This window comes from Citrobacter sp. Marseille-Q5395, from assembly GCF_947057495.1.
In the GTDB taxonomy this organism is placed as follows: Bacteria; Pseudomonadota; Gammaproteobacteria; order Enterobacterales; family Enterobacteriaceae; genus Citrobacter; species Citrobacter murliniae.
On the sequence record NZ_CAMSEL010000005.1, the window covers coordinates 229,455 to 248,311 of the forward strand.

The window sequence follows — 18,857 nt, forward strand, 5'->3', positions numbered from 1 at the left end:
CTTATGTGGAGCAGTTATGCCATATCTTCTTGAAATGAAAAACATTACCAAGACATTCGGCGTAGTGAAGGCTGTTGATAACGTTAGCCTCAGGGTCAATGCTGGCGAAATCGTTTCACTATGCGGTGAAAATGGTTCAGGTAAATCGACATTAATGAAAGTGCTGTGTGGTATTTATCCACATGGAACCTACGAAGGCGATATCATTTTTTCCGGCGAAACCATAAGGGCCAGCCATATTCGTGATACCGAACGCAAGGGTATTGCAATTATTCACCAGGAATTAGCACTGGTTAAAGATCTGACCGTTCTGGAAAATATCTTCCTAGGCAGCGAAATCACCCTTAACGGTGTTCTTGATTACGACATGATGACGCTACGCTGCCAAAAATTACTCGCTCAGGTCAGTTTGTCTATCTCACCAGATACGCGCGTGGGCGATTTAGGTTTAGGCCAACAACAGTTGGTTGAAATTGCTAAGGCGCTGAATAAGCAAGTTCGGTTGCTTATTCTGGATGAACCTACCGCCTCGCTCACCGAGCAAGAAACCGCAATACTGCTGAATATCATACGTGACCTGCAGCAGCATGATATTGCCTGCATTTACATTTCACACAAACTGAATGAGGTTAAAGCCATATCAAATACCATTTGCGTTATTCGCGATGGTCAACACATCGGCACGCGCGATGCCACCAGCATGAGTGAAGACGATATTATCACCATGATGGTAGGCCGTGAGCTCACTGCGCTTTATCCCAGTGAGCCTCATACGGCGGGAGAAGAGATTTTACGGGTTGAACACCTGACTGCCTGGCATCCCGTAAATCGTCATATAAAGCGCGTCAACGATATTTCTTTCTCACTCAAGCGTGGTGAAATTTTGGGCATTGCCGGGCTGGTCGGCGCCGGACGCACCGAAGCCGTACAGTGTCTGTTTGGCGTCTGGCCGGGTCGCTGGGAAGGTAAGATATTTATCGAAGGCACTCAGGTGAATATCCGTAATTGCCAGCAAGCGATTGCTCAAGGTATTGCCATGGTGCCCGAAGACAGAAAAAGAGATGGCATTGTTCCGGTGATGGCGGTGGGAAAAAATATCACGCTGGCTGCGCTCGATAAATTTACCGGGGGTATGAGCCATCTTGATGATGCCGCAGAACAAAAATGTATTCTGGAATCTCTTCAACAGCTCAAAGTGAAAACATCATCTCCTGACCTTGCGATCGGGCGTCTGAGCGGAGGTAACCAACAAAAAGCGATACTCGCCCGTTGCCTCCTGCTAAATCCCCGAATCCTCATTCTTGATGAACCCACCAGGGGAATTGATATCGGCGCCAAATATGAGATCTACAAACTGATCAATCAGCTCGTTCAGGAAGGGATCGCCGTGATTGTCATCTCTTCTGAATTACCTGAAGTTCTCGGACTGAGCGATCGCATCCTGGTGATGCATGAAGGAAAACTGAAAGCTAACCTGGTAAATCATAACCTGACTCAGGAGCAGGTGATGGAAGCCGCATTAAGGAGCGAACATCATGTCGAAAAACAATCCGTCTGAAGCGAAACTTTCAGCCCCACAGGCAAGCGGTTTCCCCGCAATTAAATCGCTTAACTTACAAGTCTTCGTCATGATTGCGGCAATCATCGTGATTATGCTGTTCTTCACCTGGACCACGGACGGTGCTTACCTGAGCGCACGTAACGTCTCTAACCTGCTGAGACAGACCGCGATTACCGGCATTCTTGCCGTTGGTATGGTGTTCGTGATTATTTCCGCCGAAATCGACCTTTCAGTTGGCTCAATGATGGGGTTACTGGGCGGTGTAGCGGCGATCTGTGACGTCTGGTTAGGCTGGCCGCTACCACTGACTGTGATCGTCACGCTGGTTCTGGGCTTACTCCTCGGTGCATGGAATGGATGGTGGGTAGCCTACCGCAAGGTACCGTCGTTTATTGTTACCCTCGCGGGTATGCTGGCGTTCCGCGGTATTCTTATTGGGATAACCAACGGGACAACGGTATCACCCACCAGCGCTGCAATGTCTCAGATTGGTCAGAGCTACTTGTCCGATGGCACAGGCTTTATCATCGGCGCTCTCGGTTTAATGGCGTTTATTGGCTGGCAGTGGCGCGGGCGTATGCGTCGTCAGACTTTAGGTCTTGAATCTCCCGCATCAACGTCGGTTGTGGGTCGCCAGGCATTAACCGCCATTATCGTATTAGGGGCAATCTGGCTATTGAATGATTATCGCGGTGTCCCTACTCCCGTGCTACTGCTGACGTTGCTGTTGCTCGGGGGGATGTTTATGGCAACACGAACCGCATTTGGTCGGCGGATCTACGCGATTGGTGGCAACCTGGAAGCCGCCCGCCTTTCCGGCATCAACGTTGAGCGCACCAAACTGGCCGTCTTTGCCATTAACGGTTTGATGGTTGCCATTGCCGGGTTAATTCTTAGCTCGCGACTTGGTGCAGGCTCTCCTTCTGCCGGAAACATTGCCGAGCTGGACGCCATTGCCGCATGTGTGATTGGAGGAACCAGCCTGGCGGGAGGGATCGGAAGTGTTGCCGGTGCCGTCATGGGCGCATTTATTATGGCATCTCTGGATAATGGAATGAGTATGATGGATGTTCCCACCTTCTGGCAGTATATAGTGAAAGGGGCGATTTTATTGCTGGCGGTATGGATGGATTCAGCAACTAAACGCCGCGCCTGAATTTAAGAAGTGGGTGAGTCGCAATGCCGGTTAATGCAACCGGCATTGTCTTTTCTACATGATTCAGCAGGAAAAGAACCATGTTTGATAAACGTCATCGCATCACGCTGTTATTTAATGCCAATAAAGCTTACGACCGCCAGGTTGTTGAGGGTGTGGGCGAGTATTTACAAGCATCACAATCAGAGTGGGATATCTTTATTGAGGAAGATTTTCGTGCTCGCATTGATAACATCAAAGAGTGGTTAGGGGATGGCGTCATCGCCGACTACGACGACGATGACATCGCGCAACTGCTTGCTGACGTCGACGTTCCTATTATCGGTGTCGGTGGCTCCTACCATCTTCCTGAGCATTATCCACCAGTCCATTACATCGCCACCGATAACCATGCTCTGGTAGAAAGCGCCTTTCTGCACCTGAAAGAAAAAGGGATTAACCGCTTTGCGTTCTATGGCCTCCCCGCCTCCAGCGGCAAGCGCTGGGCCGCAGAACGTGAATATGCGTTTTGCCAGTTGGTTGCAGAAGAGAAATACCGTGGCGTAGTGTATCAGGGCCTGGAAACCGCACCTGAATACTGGCAGCACGCTCAAAACCGGCTGGCGGACTGGCTACAAACCCTGCCGCCACATACCGGTATTATTGCCGTCACAGATGCGCGTGCTCGACATGTTCTACAGGCCTGCGAGCATCTGCACATCCCGGTACCAGAAAAGCTGTGTGTTATTGGTATTGATAACGAAGAACTGACCCGCTACCTGTCGCGGGTGGCATTGTCATCTGTTGCGCAGGGGGCAAGACAAATGGGGTATCAGGCAGCCAAACTACTGCACCGACTGCTGGCCAACGAAGAGATGCCTCTACAGCGCATCCTGGTCCCTCCCGTGCGCGTTGTTGAGCGTCAGTCTACAGACTATCGATCCCTCACCGACCCTGCTGTCATCCAGGCCATGCATTACATTCGCAATCATGCCTGTAAAGGAATCAAGGTTGATCAGGTGCTGGACTCTGTTGGGATTTCGCGTTCGAATCTGGAGAAGCGGTTTAAAGAGGAGGTCGGAGAGACCATTCATGCCGTGATCCACGCTGAAAAGCTGGAAAAAGCACGCAGTCTGTTAATTTCCACTACATTATCAATAAACGAGATTTCGCAGATGTGCGGCTATCCGTCCTTGCAGTACTTCTATTCTGTCTTCAAGAAGGAGTACGACACAACGCCGAAAGAGTACCGCGATCGATACAGTGAGGTATTGTTGTAGTCGTGCCAGAGGAGGCTGAGCTTAACAGGTCTACGCATTCACCACGCAGGCCTGTTAAAGCAAAGCTGCTTACATATGCGCAGCGATTAAGCGCTGATTATCCTGGTACATAGCGAACAGATAGTTATTGTAGCTCTGCCCTTTAGTGGAGTAACCCTTCAGCTTATGGATCATCGCGGTTGCCGTAACTTCCTGATCGGCTTTACGCAACTGAGCGCGAGATTTACGGAAGGAAGAGTAAGCCGGATGCGTATTCAGGTTAATGACATAGGCATTTACCGACTCTTTCACCGATTCAAACTGTGAGTAACCTTTCACCTTGCCCGGTGCATTATTACAACGACCTTTACCGCATTTCATGCCAAACAGGTTGTTATTGCTACGTGCCAGCTTAGACGTTCCCCAGCCACTTTCTGCTGCGGCCATCGTTGCCACCATGCTGGTTGGGATAATGTCTACACGCTCAAGCAGCGTATTCCACGGAATTTTACGCGTGTTACCAGACCAGTTCACCTTGTAACGTTTGGCGATATCTTTCATACGCGCACGTTCAGTCGGCGACCAGCGATTCTGGTACTGCTTTGAAATCAGCCAGTTACGTTCAGCAGTAATGGCAGCATTTTGACTGGTAATAAAAGGCATAACCGTCCGGAGAAACGCTTTTTTTCTAGGTGTTCCGGAAGGGTATTTTCGCAAATCAGGAAGTGAACTGCTCTTTGCACTATTGCGAGAATACTCTTGTTTACTGCTTACCTGTTTAATACTTGTCTTGGTTATGTGGGACTTCTGACTCGTTGTCGTCGTGTGCGTCTTTGCCAGCACCTCACCCGAAAATGCAATGGTGAGTAACATGAGAATCATTGCCCCATATCGTCGAATGGGAGTCAATATCATTAGGTCTCCTGGTCGGATTTATACATTCCAACACCTTATATTTTTCACAAAAATGAGAGATGAATCTCAAATCATATCAAAAATAGCCGTCAAGAGCACCCAAAGGAATAGTCCAATTCTGAAACTATGTCACGCACTAGCGGTTAAGATTGTCATTAATTCGAAGAAAATGTGGTGGTTATCGCAAAATACGTGCGTTTTTTGCACTTGATCGCTCACCCTCACTCCTCATCCTGACGGAATGCGCTCAAGGGATGAGTTTCTGGCCCCATTTCACTGGCAAACTGGCGAAAATCGCAGCATCAAGGACAGCATTATGAAAATGGCCGCCGTTGCGCTGGCACTCTTGCCCGGCATTACAATCGCCTCAACATGGACTGCTCAAGGCTTCCCTGTCTTCGAAACAGAAGGTACGGGTAAGTTTGTCAGCCATGCAGCGTTGACGAAGGGTACTCGTCCTTTAATCCTAAATTTTGACCAACAGTGCTGGCAGCCAGCCAATACCATAAAACTCAACCAGATGCTGTCACTGAAACCCTGTGAGGGCACACCACCACAGTGGCGTTTATTCAAAGACGGCAATTACACGCTGGAAGTTGATACCCGTTCCGGAACACCGACGCTGATGCTCTCGGTAAAAAACGCTGCAGAACCCATCACCGCTCAGATTCAACAATGTCCAAAATGGAATGGTTCGCCGCTGACGCTGGACGTAAGCCAGACCTTTCCTGAAGACACCGTCGTACGCGATTACTACAGTCAGCAAACAGCTACCGTAAAAAACGGGCAGATTACATTGCTGCCTGCCGCAACCAGCAACGGCCTGTTATTGCTCGAGAGAGCAGAAACGAACGCACCCGCCGCATTCGACTGGCATAACGCCACGGTCTATTTCGTGCTGACGGATCGCTTTCAGAACGGCGACCCAACCAACGACTACAGCTACGGTCGCCATAAAGATGATATGCAGGAAATTGGGACGTTTCACGGTGGCGACTTACGCGGCCTCACCAGCAAACTGGAATATCTGCAACAGTTAGGGATCAATGCTCTATGGATCAGCGCACCATTTGAGCAAATCCACGGTTGGGTTGGTGGCGGCACAAAAGGAGATTTTCCCCACTACGCTTATCACGGCTATTACACCCAGGACTGGACCACACTTGACGCCAATATGGGCAACGAAGCAGATCTGCGCGCACTGGTGGATGGCGCACATCAACGCGGCATCCGTATTTTGTTCGATGTCGTCATGAACCACACCGGTTACGCCACGCTTGCGGATATGCAGGAATATCAATTTGGCGCATTGTACTTATCAGGTGATGAGCTAAAAAAAACGCTCGGGGAACGCTGGACGGACTGGAAGCCTGCCGCCGGGCAAAGCTGGCACAGCTTTAATGACTACATTAATTTCAGCGATAAAGCCGCATGGGAAAAATGGTGGGGGAAAAACTGGATCCGCACCGACATTGGCAACTACGACAACCCGGGTTTTGACGACCTGACCATGTCACTGGCCTTCCTGCCCGATCTTAAAACTGAATCCACCACACCTTCCGGCTTGCCGGTGTTCTACAAAAACAAACCAGACACTCGCGCCAAAGCTATCGCGGACTATACGCCACGGGATTATTTGACCCACTGGCTCAGTCAGTGGGTACGAGACTACGGTATTGACGGATTCCGGATCGATACTGCCAAACACGTCGAACTTCCCGCCTGGCAGCAACTGAAAACACAGGCCAGCGCAGCGTTGGTTGAATGGAAGCACGCTAACCCTGACAAAGCGCTGGATGATAAATCCTTCTGGATGACTGGCGAGGCATGGGGACACGGCGTCATGCAAAGTGATTATTACCGCCACGGCTTCGATGCAATGATTAATTTTGATTACCAGGAGCAGGCAGCCAAAGCTGTCGACTGCCTGGCCAATATGGATCTCACCTGGCAGCAGATGGCGGAAAAATTGCAGAGTTTCAATGTACTCAGCTATCTTTCATCGCACGATACGCGTCTGTTTCGCGAAGGTGGGGATAAAGCCGCCGAACTGTTGCTACTGGCTCCGGGGGCAGTACAACTCTTCTATGGTGACGAATCCGCCCGTCCTTTTGGACCAACCGGTTCTGATCCATTGCAAGGCACGCGCTCAGATATGAACTGGCAGGACATTAACGGGAAATCAGCCGCCAACGTCGCACACTGGCAGCGAATCAGTCAGTTCAGAGCCAGACATCCTGCCATCGGCGCAGGAAAACAAACCACGCTCACATTACAGCAGGGATATGGATTTATACGCGAACATGGCGACGATAAAGTGATGGTTGTTTGGGCAGGCCAGCCCTGATCCCACCGAGCTTCCCGTACCGGATAGTGCGGGAAGCCGGATGCAATATAAAAAACCAGCCATTCAAAAATCTGCAGCACAAAACATCAATTCGGACTTCGGGACCTGATTTGCACCCTGCCATAGGGAGCGTTATGGTTAGCCACTTTAATACTGAGTTCGACAGACCACCTGCTATGACATTCTCACTTTTTGGCAACAAATTTACCCGCCATTCAGGCATCACACGCCTGATGGAGGACCTCAACGACGGTTTACGTACCCCCGGTGCCATCATGCTCGGCGGCGGCAATCCGGCGCAAATCCCGGAGATGCAGGATTACTTCCAGACTCTGCTGGCAGAGATGCTGGAAAACGGCAAAGTCACTGATGCGCTTTGCAATTATGACGGTCCACAAGGTAAAACCGAGCTACTGTCTGAGCTGGCGAAACTGCTGCGCGAACAACTGGGCTGGGATATCGAACCACAAAATATTGCACTGACAAATGGCAGTCAGAGCGCGTTTTTCTACTTATTCAATCTCTTCGCAGGACGCCGCGCTGACGGAACCACCCGAAAAGTGTTATTCCCCCTGGCACCGGAATACATTGGCTACGCCGATTCAGGGCTGGAAGAGGAGCTCTTCGTGTCGGCACGTCCGAACATTGAGCTGTTACCGGAAGGCCAGTTCAAGTATCACGTTGATTTTGAACACCTGCACATTGGTGAAGAGACCGGCATGATTTGCGTGTCGCGTCCAACCAACCCCACTGGTAATGTGATCACTGACGAAGAGTTGATGAAACTGGATCGTCTGGCCAACCAGCACGGTATCCCGTTGGTGATTGATAACGCCTATGGCGTCCCGTTCCCCGGTATCATTTTTAGCGAAGCACGCCCGCTGTGGAACCCAAACATTGTGCTGTGCATGAGCCTTTCCAAGCTCGGCCTGCCAGGCTCCCGCTGCGGCATTATTATCGCTAATGAGAAAATCATCACCGCCATCACCAATATGAACGGCATTATCAGCCTGGCGCCTGGCGGTATGGGACCGGCGATCATGTGCGAGATGATTAAGCGCAACGATCTGCTACGTCTGTCAGAGACCGTTATCAAGCCGTTTTATTATCAGCGCGTTCAGGAGACAATTGCGATCATTCGTCGCTATTTATCCGAAGATCGCTGCCTGATTCATAAACCAGAAGGGGCAATTTTCCTGTGGTTGTGGTTTAAGGATTTACCGATCTCCACCGAACTGCTGTATCAACGCCTCAAAGCGCGCGGTGTCCTGATGGTTCCCGGCGATTACTTCTTCCCGGGGTTGGATAAGCCCTGGCCACATACCCATCAGTGCATGCGGATGAACTACGTTCCGGATCCGGAAAAAATCGAGGCTGGCGTGAAAATTCTGGCAGAAGAGATCGAACGCGCCTGGCTTGAAGGCTGACAGAAAACCCGACCGGAATACTGGTCGGGCTTCGCATTACAACGGCTGGGAACGCAGACGCTGCTGCTGAATCTTAGTGGCATCCATACACTGCAACGCACTGGTTGGGCAGGCTTCAACACACGCCGGGCCAGCTTCACGATGCCAGCACAGATCGCATTTAATCGCCTGCACCCGTAACGTATGCGCGACAACTTTCATCGCCCCGAACGGGCAGGCCAGCATGCAGCTTTTACAGCCGATACAACGTTCCTGTTCTACGAAGATATGCCCATGTTCGCGACGAATAGCATGAGTTGGGCAGACATTGGCACAGGGAGCATCTTCACATTGATGACAGGCGACCGCAGTGGTAAATGCGTTGTCTTTAATGACCTGAATGCGTGGGACAAACGCGTCGGAGGAGATCGTCGCACAATCCTGGTTTTCCTGATGAGATACCACACAGGCAACTTCGCAGGTTCGACACCCAATACATTTCGCCGCATCAGCCATAATAAACCGGTTCATTGCCCTCTCCCTCTGCGTTAAAACCACAGAGTGCCAGAGAGCGCGCCCCGGCTGCCTTGATCAGACAGGGGAATCGGTTAAATTTTGTCAGGTGCCTGAACGACTATGGGTAAACGCCTAATCGCGAACGGTAAAGCCCATCGCTGAGTAATACAGCGGCATATGCTGGCGATATAAGCGCGGGTAAGCAGAATACAGGTCCCGGCGGCGGTATTAGTGCATTCGCACGGGCCGTTTGCCTGGGGTAAAAATGCTGCTGACGCCGTACATAACGCCGTGGTTCTTGAGGAATGCGCCTATTACGGACGCTGCAATCATATAGCTGTAATGATATGACGGATGGCGACTGTTAGTGCTATCCGTCAAAGCATCATGAAAAGATTACCCTCTTCCGTGAGGGCAAACGGGTGAGAATCAGAAACGCCAGCTCACCCCTGACAGGAAAGTGAAGCTGTCGTCGCGATCGACCATTGGGCTATTCTTAATATCGTCTGGCAGCACGCTATAATTGGCGCTGGCCAGCAACGTCAGGTTTGTGGTTAACGCATATTTTGCGGACAGGCCGACATAAGGTGTCCAGCTATCGCCAGGGGAAAAGCTTGATAACCCGCTACGGCGAGATTCACTGCCAGACACGCCGTAGTAATATTCGTTGAAATTCTCGTCATAGTAGAGAACGCCAATGGCCGGGGTGAGCGTCAGTCTGTCCATCGGCATTTGGCGGAACAGAGACACTTCTCCAATCCAGCCATTGCTGTTGTCCAGAACATCCGCTGCAGCAGAAACTTTTACGCTGCCCCAATTCTCATGGTGATACCACGCAGCCCCTGCCATCGCAGTACTGTCGCGCTTGTCCAGTTGCTTCATAGCATGATCATCGTTATCAGCGGGATCAAACTCAAGCGGCATCCATGAGGCAGTAATGCTAAATTCATTACTTTTACTCTTGGACAGAATATAGCCTAACGTTGTTTGTCTAAAATAGAATGATTCACTTTCATAACTGACAAGCGGTACTGCGTGAACATTATCATTATATCCACGATAAGGAGATTCATTATATACAGCCCCACCGCCAATAGAAAATTCTGCGGCTGTTGCACTAGCCATAAAAGAAAAGGCAAATAGCGCCACAATATTGCGTTTAATTAACATGCCAACATTCCATTTTAAAATAAGCCACAAAGCGCCAGCATAATAATGCTTACAATTTCATCAGTGCAAGATTCATATTTATATAGTAATATATAAATTCATATATATATTGGGTTTGGCGATGAATAAATTACAACTCAAACACCGGGAGCTGAAGATTATCTCTGTCATTGCTGCCAGTGAAAATATCAGCCATGCAGCGACTGTTCTCGGCATCGCGCAAGCCAACGTCAGCAAGTATCTCGCTGAATTTGAATCAAAAGTTGGGTTAAAAGTATTTGATCGAACCACCCGACACCTGACCCTCACGCCTTTTGGCACAGCGCTACTTCCTTACATCAATGACATGTTGGACAGAAACGATCAGTTGAATAATTTCATTGCTGATTATAAGCATGAAAAACGTGGTCGGGTAACGGTATATGCGCCTACGGGGTTATTGCTTACTTATCGCAGCATGTTATTGCCAAAATACAGAATATCGGTGGTATTACTCTTTCTCTAAAAACATATAATCTGGAACGTAAAGCATTTTATGAGGGCGCCGAATTCCCTGATGACTGTGATATTTTAATAAGTTATGCACATCCTAAAGATGAATCACTGGTTGCCAGTTTTATTACTAAATATGCCGTCACGGCTTTTGCCAGCGAGGAATATCTCAAAAAACATCCTATTACCAGTCCTGAAGAGCTGGAGCATCACTCCTGTATTCTAATTGATTCAATGATGATTGATGATGCTAATATTTGGCGATTCACCTCAGCCGAAGGTAAAGAGATACAAGATTATCGCGTGACGGGAAATTACGTCTGCGACAATACGCAGTCAGCGCTGGCGCTGGCCCGTAACCATCTGGGTATTGTTTTTGCGCCGAATAAAAGTGTGCAAAAAGAAACGCAGTCCGGGTTGCTGGTCCCTTGCTTCTCTGAGCAACATAAATGGTGGCTGGATCTCGTGGCTATTTTCCGTAAGCGCGAATATCAACCCTGGCGCGTACAGTTTATTCTTGATGAGATGTTAAATGAGATACGCCAACAGCTTACTCAGGCGCAACAGCAGCAACCTGAGTAGGCAAAAATGGCAAGCAGAACAGCCTACGCTTAGTGGTCGAGATACAGGTAATGCACCCAACTGGTCATTCGTAACAGCACCTTGCGCATCACTGACACGTGGGCAAAATGGTCAGAATAGACGGCTACCTGTGCATAAATACCATCGGGCAAAGCGTTTAAATCTTCATTTTCATTCAGATCTATCGTAGCAATAACGCCTTCAGAACCGGGGGTGGAGTTTAAGGATTGTAGCGTCCCATTTGACTGGTACGTACCACCTGGAACCGCAGGGCTAATCGCCGTCAACTTACCGCTAAATACCTTACCCGGCAGCGCATTAAACACCACTTCAGCTTCATCGCCCGGTTCCAGTCTCAGCAGCGAGTTTTGACGGAACTGGGCAATAATTTGCCGTTTTTGGTCTGGAATAAAGACCATTACCGGACGCATAGGCAGAGCTGCGGCATAGGTACCCGGTCGAATCAGCACCTGCGTGATATAACCATCGCTGGGCGCCCGTACCACAGTTTGCTCAAGGTTAAATTCGGCTTCTGCCAACTGGGCTTTCAGGCTGGCAATTTGTGAATGTTCCCCCAATACCATGCTGTCTAACTGACTCTGTATTTGCTGTTGCTCTGCGACGGATGATTTCACTGACGCTTCCTGCGCCAGATAGTTCTGCCGCGCCGCATCGATGTCGCGTTCAGAAAAAGGATTCACCTTCGCCTGGCTACCCTGCGCATAGCGCTGGTAATCTTTCGCCAGCTTGTCGCGCGTGGCTTTTGCCTGTTGTGTGTTAGCCTTCATTTCATCTAACTGCGCGGCAAGAGCCTGCTCTTTATGCTGTGCCGTCACAATATCAGCTTTCAGGCGGTCAACCCTCGCCTGATAGCGACCAGGGTTAAGTTTAAACAGGACCTCGCCTTTTTTGATTAGCGTATTCTTCTTATCCGTCACTTCTGTTACTACACCCGTTACCTGAGGCACTACGGGAATAGAAACCACTGCTTTTTGCGCCTTAAATGTATACGGATGGTTATAATTCATCAGTAATATAAGTCCGCAAACAATAAATATGCCGCCCAATGCTGCTGTTGGTACGGTCCATTTATTTACAGGGATTTTAAATATTTTAAATATCGACCATGCGCACGCCACATAGGTCAGAACGATCAGTAAATCCATCAATATTACTCCGCCGGGGAGGCCTTAACCTCGGCCAGTTTCTTTTCCAGATCGGCTACCCGTGCCTGAAGCTGGTTAAGGGAAGGATCAGCACTCTGCATACCCCACCCTCGCTCCGGGCGATAAAGCGTTGCCCAGATCCATAAAAATGGCCAAATAACATGCAAAGTAAACAAACTTACCCAGCCCGCAACATGTATTGCATCGGCATGAGGATGGTTACGTTTTTTTGCAATCAGATAGGGAATATCATGCAGAATAATAACCCCATAAAAAATAACCAGGAATACAAAAATAAGCACTCCTAATGCAAAATAATCAAGAAACATATTTGCCTCAGGGATTTAAATTAATAAATTTGTCTGCTGTTTGTTTTAAACAATAGAGTTAAGAATAATAGATGAACGACCAGAACGTATGCAATTCTCTTATTTATATAACGATATATGGGTTTCTATATACTCTAAATATTTCGGGTTGCAGGAAGACGAAAAGCATAACGATATGCCCGGTATCACTTAGCGATACCGGGCAATGATTGAGGGGAATTTAAAACAGTCCCAGCGGTTTATCAGAGTAGCTCACCAGCAGGCACTTGGTCTGCTGATAATGCTCCAGCATCATTTTGTGGGTCTCGCGTCCAATGCCCGATTGTTTATAGCCGCCGAACGCCGCATGTGCCGGGTAAGCATGATAGCAGTTGGTCCATACACGCCCCGCCTGGATACCACGCCCCATCTTATATGCCAGATTGCCGTTACGGCTCCAGACGCCAGCACCAAGTCCATACTGAGTATCGTTAGCGATTTCCAGCGCTTCCTCCATGGTTTTAAAGGTCGTGACAGCCAGCACCGGACCAAAGATCTCCTCCTGGAATACGCGCATATTGTTCTTACCGTACAGAATGGTCGGCTCGAGGTAATATCCCTCTTTTAACTCTCCATCCAGCTGCTTACGCCGCCCGCCGGTCAGCACATCAGCACCTTCTTTTTTACCAATATCGATATAGTTGAGGATGGTTTCCAGTTGACCATGCGAAACCTGCGCCCCCATCTGCGTTACGCTATCAAGCGGGTTACCGCTGCGAATACTCTCCACGCGGCGAATAGCACGCTCCATAAAACGCTCGTATATAGATTCCTGCACCAGCGCACGGCTCGGGCAGGTACACACTTCGCCCTGGTTAAAGGCAAACAGTGCAAAACCTTCCAGCGCTTTGTCAAAGAACGCATCTTCTTCATCCATCACGTCAGCAAAGAAGATATTGGGCGATTTGCCGCCCAGCTCCAGCGTAACAGGAATGATGTTTTGCGTTGCGTACTGCATGATCTGCTGACCCACTTCCGTTGAGCCGGTAAACGCCACTTTCGCAATGCGTTTTGACGTTGCCAGATACTCGCCAATTTCTCCACCAGCACCGTTGACCACGTTCACCACGCCTGGCGGCAGCAGATCGCCGATCACTTCCATTAGCAGCAGTACGGACAGCGGTGTCAGGCGGGCAGGTTTCAGCACCACGCAGTTGCCTGCCGCCAGGGCAGGCGCCATTTTCCAGCTCGCCATCAACAGCGGAAAGTTCCACGGGATAATCTGCCCAACCACGCCCAGGGGTTCATGGAAGTGATACGCCACCGTATCGCTGTCGACTTCACTGATCCCCCCTTCTTGCGCACGAATGCAGGAGGCGAAATAGCGGAAATGGTCAATTGCCAGTGGTACATCAGCAGCACTGGTTTCGCGAATGGGTTTACCGTTGTCCCAGGTTTCTGCGGTCGCCAGCAGCTCGAGATTTTGCTCCATACGATCGGCTATTTTGAACAGAATCGCCGCACGATCCTGCACGGAGGTATGCGCCCATTTATCTTTTACTTTGTGCGCGGCATCCAGTGCCAGATCGATATCCTTCTTGCCGGAAGAGGCCACTTCGCACAGTAATTGCCCGGTTACCGGTGTCAGGTTCTGGTAATACTCACCGTCCGCAGGTGCGACCCAGTCGCCGCCGATAAAGTTATCGTATCGAGCTTTTAACTTCAGAGGGTAACCATACTCGCCGGGATAAATACGCGTTGAAGGGGGGTTATTAGTCATGACCATCTCCTTGATGTAGGGGTACTACAAAGGTAGATGGGGCTGGCGAATTATTCGCCAGCCTTTTACTGCTTTACGACAGCGGTCACGGATTAAATGACATCAACTCTTTTCGGGGAATAGCAACGCATCCCGCAGTAAATGATCATTGCCCCGACGACGGGTAAAACCGATGCGGTCAAAATATTCCAGAATCTGGATAGCCAATTTACGTCCCACGTTAAGCCGATCGCGGAAATCGGCGGCGCACGTCGATCCTCTTTCCTGATCGAGTTCGCGGATCATATTAGCGAAGGCGACAATCCGATCGTTACGGTAATAGCGATCTTTAACGATCGCAGTAATGATGCCTTGCTGGGCTGCCTGTCGTAACGCCAAACGCATAGATTGCTCATCCGTGCCCGTCTCTTTCGCCAGATCCCGCACCCACCATGGTTCATCACCAAAAAGAGGTTCGACTTTTTGCCAGATCGCCTGCTGTTCATCACTGAAACCAGCTTTATGATCCGGCAAATGCAGCCAACCATGATGGCTATGGATAGCACCGCTATCGCGCATTTTTTCAATCAGCAACAGCACCAGCGCTTCGTCTTCCATCGGCAAGGCCATACGCCGCAGACGCTCACGCCCCGGTCCTGGCTCATCGCGATGCTGCTCATGGTACGTTGCCAGTGTATCGAGGATTTTGCGCTGCCAGCGTGCTGCAACAGGCGCATTCAGCAGACTGTAGCCGGCCTGAATAAAGCCATGCTGCTCAATCAACGGACGCATACCGTTGCCATTGAGTTGCCGCGCCCACGCGAAATCAGGAATATTCACCGCCCCGCGCGTCAGATGTATTGCCAGCGCGTCGCCGTCATCCTGCGCATTTTCCAGTGCTGACAGCCACTGCAGGTATTCCGGCTTACGCTTGCCCCGACGCGGCGGGTTGAGCGTTACCACGCGGGCGCCAGCTAACGTGGTACGCGCAGAAATGTCACGCAGCACCAGTCTGTCGTTATCAGCCAGCCACAGCGGAGTATCAAAAACCAGTTCTGCCAGCGTTCCTTCGAGCAGAGAAATCCGCCCGGTAACGTGGCTGGCCGCGTGATGAATGTGTAACGGTTGCCACTGCATTAGCGGGGCCGAATGTTCTAAGGAAACAATGACACGGGTAAAAGCCTCCGGCGGCGCATCAGAAAGCAGCCAGTCACCACGGTTGAGCTGTTCTTTTTCAGCATCTCCGACAATATTCAGCGCAATACGCTGACCAGCATGGGCATGCTCACAGGCCTGGTTCTGCGCATGCAGGCTACGCACGCGCATCGGTTTGTTAACGCCCGTCAGCCACAGCGAATCGCCCACATTGACTTCACCACTGAGCGCGGTACCTGTTACCACCAGGCCTGCACCTTTTACCGTAAAGGCACGGTCAATCGCCAGGCGGAAGCTGTGATTGCTGGCATGCTCGCGCGTAGGTAATTGCAGCAAATGGTCACGTAAGATATCGATCCCACGCCCTTCACTGGCGGCGGTCACAAAAAGTGCTGCATCCGCAAAACCATAGTTAGCCAGTGTTGTTTGGACCTCTGCACGCACCTCGTTAATACGCGCCTCATCCACGCGATCGGCTTTCGTCAGAGCCACAGTAAGCTGCGGATTACCCGTCAGTTGCAGGATCTGCAAATGCTCACGTGTTTGCGCCATCACGCCGTCATCGCAGGCAACCACCAGCAGAGCGTGGTCGATACCGCCGACCCCCGCCAGCATGTTGGACAGAAACTTTTCATGTCCGGGAACATCGATAAATCCAAGTACGCGTCCGTCAGGCTGCGGCCAGTAGGCATAGCCGAGATCGATGGTCATACCGCGCTTTTTTTCTTCTGGCAGGCGGTCGGCATTCACGCCGGTAATCGCCTGTAATAACGTCGTTTTTCCGTGGTCAACGTGTCCGGCGGTTGCAATAATCATTTCAGCATCATCTCCATAAACCGGGTCTCGTCTTCAAGACAGCGCAGATCCAGCCATAAGCGGCCATCATAAATCCGCCCAATGACCGGCACCGGTAGCTCGCGCCAGTGGGCGGCCAGCGCCTCAAGACGGCTACCGCGCCCGTCATGCGGGGTAAACGTTAATGCCGCACTGGGCAGCCGATCAACTGGTAGCGAGCCGCTGCCAATCTGCGACAAGCAAGGCATCACGTTCAGTGCGAACGTGTCGCCGTAATGTTCTTCCAGCCGCGCCTGTAATCGTTGTGCCTGAGCGCGGATGGCCTCTTCAGTACGGGTGAGCAAACGTAACGTCGGTAATTTCTCTGCCAGCACCTCCGGGTGCAGATAGAGCCGCAGCGTCGCTTCCAGTGCCGCCAGGGTCATTTTATCGGCCCGTAACGCGCGTTTCAGCGGATGGTGCTGTAATCGGGCAATCATCTCTTTCTTACCGACGATAATCCCCGCCTGTGGCCCGCCCAACAGCTTGTCGCCTGAGAAGCTGACCAGGCTTACGCCTGCGGCGATCAACTGCTGTGGCATTGGTTCCTTCGGCAAACCATACTGGCTGAGATCGACCAGCGAACCGCTGCCCAGATCCGCCACCACCGGAATATCCAGCTCCTGACCCATCACCGCCAGTTCCATCTCATCTACCGCTTTGGTAAAGCCTTCGATGCTGTAATTACTGGTATGCACTTTCATCAGCAGAGCTGTGTTTTCATTCACTGCCTGGCGATAATCACTGTCGTGGGTACGGTTGGTCGTGCCAACTTCACGCAACACACACCCAGCCTGGGACATGACATCCGGAATACGAAACGCACCGCCAATTTCCACCAGCTCACCGCGTGAAACCACCACCTCTTTGCCACTGGCGGTTGCGGCCAGCATTAACAGCACCGCTGCCGCGTTGTTATTTACGATACAAGCGTCTTCCGCCCCGGTAATGCGACATAGCAAATCCGCCAGGGCACGATCACGATGTCCGCGCCCTGCACCGTCCAGATCGTATTCCAGTGTGACCGGCGTACGCATAGCCTGCACAACAGCATCAATCGCTTCTTCCGCCTGCGATGCACGCCCAAGGTTGGTGTGCAGCACTGTCCCCGTCAAGTTGATAACCGGACGCAGCGCGCTTTGCGATTCCCGTTCCAGCCGGGTGCAGGCCTCTTGCGCCCAGTCGTTGCACCATGCCGGAAGCGCTTGTGCGTCGCGAATCGTTTCCCTGGCTTCGTCGAGCATATGGCGAAGCAGGTCAACCACCCGGGTGTGACCATGGGACTCACGCAAGGCTGAAAAGGCGCTATCGCGCAATAAACGATCGATAGCAGGAAGCTGGCTGTAAAGTGAACGCATGTCGGTTGTCATGAAAGGGCCTGGCTGTTGGTGGCCCTCTCCACCGTGGAGAGGGCTATCGATATAGGGAGGATTGTACCGTGACTTTACTCATGCGGACATACATACACAAAATCAATCAAGATGCGTCGAGGTGGCAAGAGAATGAATCCCCAGGGGCGAACGAACGTTGCCAACAAAGAGGCAGCTTGATGGATGAGATGTATATGCCTATCAAGCTTTCGGCGGCTCTGTGCGGGCAAAGCTTTCTCGCTGAAAGAGTGTTTCCACCAGTTTGACCAACCGCGGCCGGTCCACACACCAACCGGGTGCAATCCGACGAAAATTGAGATAGCCCACCGCGCAGGCAATGGCGATGGTTGCAAGGTTAACCGAGTCTGTTTTAAGCGTACCGTCTGCCAGATAACCTTCCAGCACATCCAGGCTGCGGGTAATTTTCTCGCGCTGGCGCAACAGTTCGGTTTCCGATTGCTGCGCACCAGGGCGGGCCTGTTCGCGAACAGAGACTAACCCAGCATCCATAACACCGTCAGCCAGTGCTTCAAGCTGACGAATCTTAAGTGCCGCCAGCGGTTCGCGCGGCAACATGGCGGGCGCAATATCCAGCAGCTCAATGTATTGCGCAATAATCGGGGAGTCGAACCAGAACTCTCCCTCATCGGTGACCAGCGCGGGTACTTTTCCTAACGGATTATATCGTGCTACGCCGTTTTCAGCGTTATAGGGGAGTTCGTTAACAAATTCGAAAGTGATGCCCTTTTCCAGCAACAGAATAGAAATTTTTCGCACAAAAGGGCTGGTGTAGCTGCCAATGAGTTTCATACCGTGTCCTTTTTGCCAACAAAAAAATAGACTGCGCCTCTGGTTGCCCATAAGCGAACAATTTGGGATACA

General features: G+C 50.9%; 14 protein-coding genes and 2 pseudogenes. 7 read left to right on the plus strand and 9 right to left on the minus strand.

Annotation, left to right across the window (positions count from 1 at the left end; translation table 11 throughout):
• The first annotated feature begins 16 nt into the window (after positions 1-16).
• From OH663_RS07310 to xylR, 3 genes are all read left to right on the plus strand, one after another.
• A complete protein-coding gene (locus OH663_RS07310; RefSeq protein ID WP_048223063.1) occupies positions 17-1,558 on the plus strand; it encodes a xylose ABC transporter ATP-binding protein in 1,542 nt (513 codons plus the stop codon).
• Positions 1,536-2,717, plus strand: coding sequence for a xylose ABC transporter permease XylH (xylH, locus tag OH663_RS07315; RefSeq protein WP_045448717.1), 1,182 nt, complete (start codon positions 1,536-1,538; stop codon positions 2,715-2,717). The genes OH663_RS07310 and xylH overlap by 23 nt, the downstream gene beginning before the upstream one ends.
• An 80-nt stretch (positions 2,718-2,797) precedes the next feature.
• Positions 2,798-3,976, plus strand: a complete 1,179-nt coding sequence (gene xylR / locus OH663_RS07320) for a D-xylose utilization transcriptional activator XylR (protein WP_045448719.1) — start codon at positions 2,798-2,800, stop codon at positions 3,974-3,976.
• Positions 3,977-4,045: 69 nt separating this feature from the next.
• Here the strand turns inward: xylR and OH663_RS07325 are convergent, their stop codons facing one another.
• Positions 4,046-4,870: a protein bax gene (locus tag OH663_RS07325; protein ID WP_045448721.1), complete on the minus strand. Its 825-nt coding sequence runs from the start codon at positions 4,868-4,870 to the stop codon at positions 4,046-4,048.
• Positions 4,871-5,186: 316 nt separating this feature from the next.
• On the opposite strand from OH663_RS07325, the gene malS reads away from it, so the two are divergent.
• Together malS and avtA are read left to right on the plus strand one after the other, a co-directional pair.
• Positions 5,187-7,217 carry an alpha-amylase gene (gene malS, locus OH663_RS07330; protein WP_200011286.1) on the plus strand — a complete coding sequence of 677 codons (2,031 nt, stop codon included), beginning with the start codon at positions 5,187-5,189 and terminating at the stop codon, positions 7,215-7,217.
• Between the two features lie 176 nt (positions 7,218-7,393).
• The gene (gene avtA / locus OH663_RS07335; protein ID WP_200011283.1) at positions 7,394-8,644 is read left to right on the plus strand and encodes a valine--pyruvate transaminase; all 1,251 of its coding nucleotides are present in this window, start codon (positions 7,394-7,396) and stop codon (positions 8,642-8,644) included.
• A gap of 36 nt (positions 8,645-8,680) precedes the next feature.
• Here avtA and OH663_RS07340 read toward each other — a convergent pair whose 3' ends face one another.
• Positions 8,681-9,154, minus strand: coding sequence for a 4Fe-4S binding protein (locus OH663_RS07340; RefSeq protein ID WP_200011281.1), 474 nt, complete (start codon positions 9,152-9,154; stop codon positions 8,681-8,683).
• Between the two features lie 207 nt (positions 9,155-9,361).
• Here OH663_RS07340 and OH663_RS07345 point away from each other — a divergent pair.
• Positions 9,362-9,460: pseudogene (locus OH663_RS07345) on the plus strand (class II aldolase/adducin family protein); the annotation flags it as partial.
• Positions 9,461-9,568: 108 nt separating this feature from the next.
• Here OH663_RS07345 and OH663_RS07350 read toward each other — a convergent pair.
• Positions 9,569-10,309, minus strand: a complete 741-nt coding sequence (locus tag OH663_RS07350; RefSeq protein ID WP_045448744.1) for a MipA/OmpV family protein — start codon at positions 10,307-10,309, stop codon at positions 9,569-9,571.
• A gap of 121 nt (positions 10,310-10,430) precedes the next feature.
• Here OH663_RS07350 and OH663_RS07355 point away from each other — a divergent pair.
• Positions 10,431-11,383 (plus strand): annotated as a pseudogene (locus tag OH663_RS07355) (LysR family transcriptional regulator).
• A gap of 29 nt (positions 11,384-11,412) precedes the next feature.
• Here OH663_RS07355 and OH663_RS07360 read toward each other — a convergent pair.
• The 6 genes from OH663_RS07360 to OH663_RS07385 all read right to left on the minus strand — a co-directional run bounded on the left by OH663_RS07360 (position 11,413) and on the right by OH663_RS07385 (position 18,785).
• Positions 11,413-12,549 carry an HlyD family secretion protein gene (locus OH663_RS07360; protein WP_045448747.1) on the minus strand — a complete coding sequence of 379 codons (1,137 nt, stop codon included), beginning with the start codon at positions 12,547-12,549 and terminating at the stop codon, positions 11,413-11,415.
• A 5-nt stretch (positions 12,550-12,554) separates the two neighbouring features.
• Positions 12,555-12,878 carry a DUF3302 domain-containing protein gene (locus OH663_RS07365; RefSeq protein ID WP_200011279.1) on the minus strand — a complete coding sequence of 108 codons (324 nt, stop codon included), beginning with the start codon at positions 12,876-12,878 and terminating at the stop codon, positions 12,555-12,557.
• 220 nt (positions 12,879-13,098) lie between these two features.
• Entirely contained in the window at positions 13,099-14,637 is a 1,539-nt protein-coding gene (gene aldB / locus OH663_RS07370) for an aldehyde dehydrogenase AldB (protein WP_045448751.1), read from the minus strand.
• A gap of 102 nt (positions 14,638-14,739) precedes the next feature.
• Positions 14,740-16,587 carry a selenocysteine-specific translation elongation factor gene (gene selB / locus OH663_RS07375; RefSeq protein ID WP_200011277.1) on the minus strand — a complete coding sequence of 616 codons (1,848 nt, stop codon included), beginning with the start codon at positions 16,585-16,587 and terminating at the stop codon, positions 14,740-14,742.
• On the minus strand, positions 16,584-17,975 hold the full coding sequence (selA, locus tag OH663_RS07380; protein WP_048223077.1) for an L-seryl-tRNA(Sec) selenium transferase: 1,392 nt from the start codon (positions 17,973-17,975) through the stop codon (positions 16,584-16,586). Before selA ends, selB begins: the two co-directional genes overlap by 4 nt.
• A gap of 201 nt (positions 17,976-18,176) precedes the next feature.
• On the minus strand, positions 18,177-18,785 hold the full coding sequence (locus OH663_RS07385; RefSeq protein ID WP_045448754.1) for a glutathione S-transferase: 609 nt from the start codon (positions 18,783-18,785) through the stop codon (positions 18,177-18,179).
• Positions 18,786-18,857 lie beyond the last annotated feature (72 nt).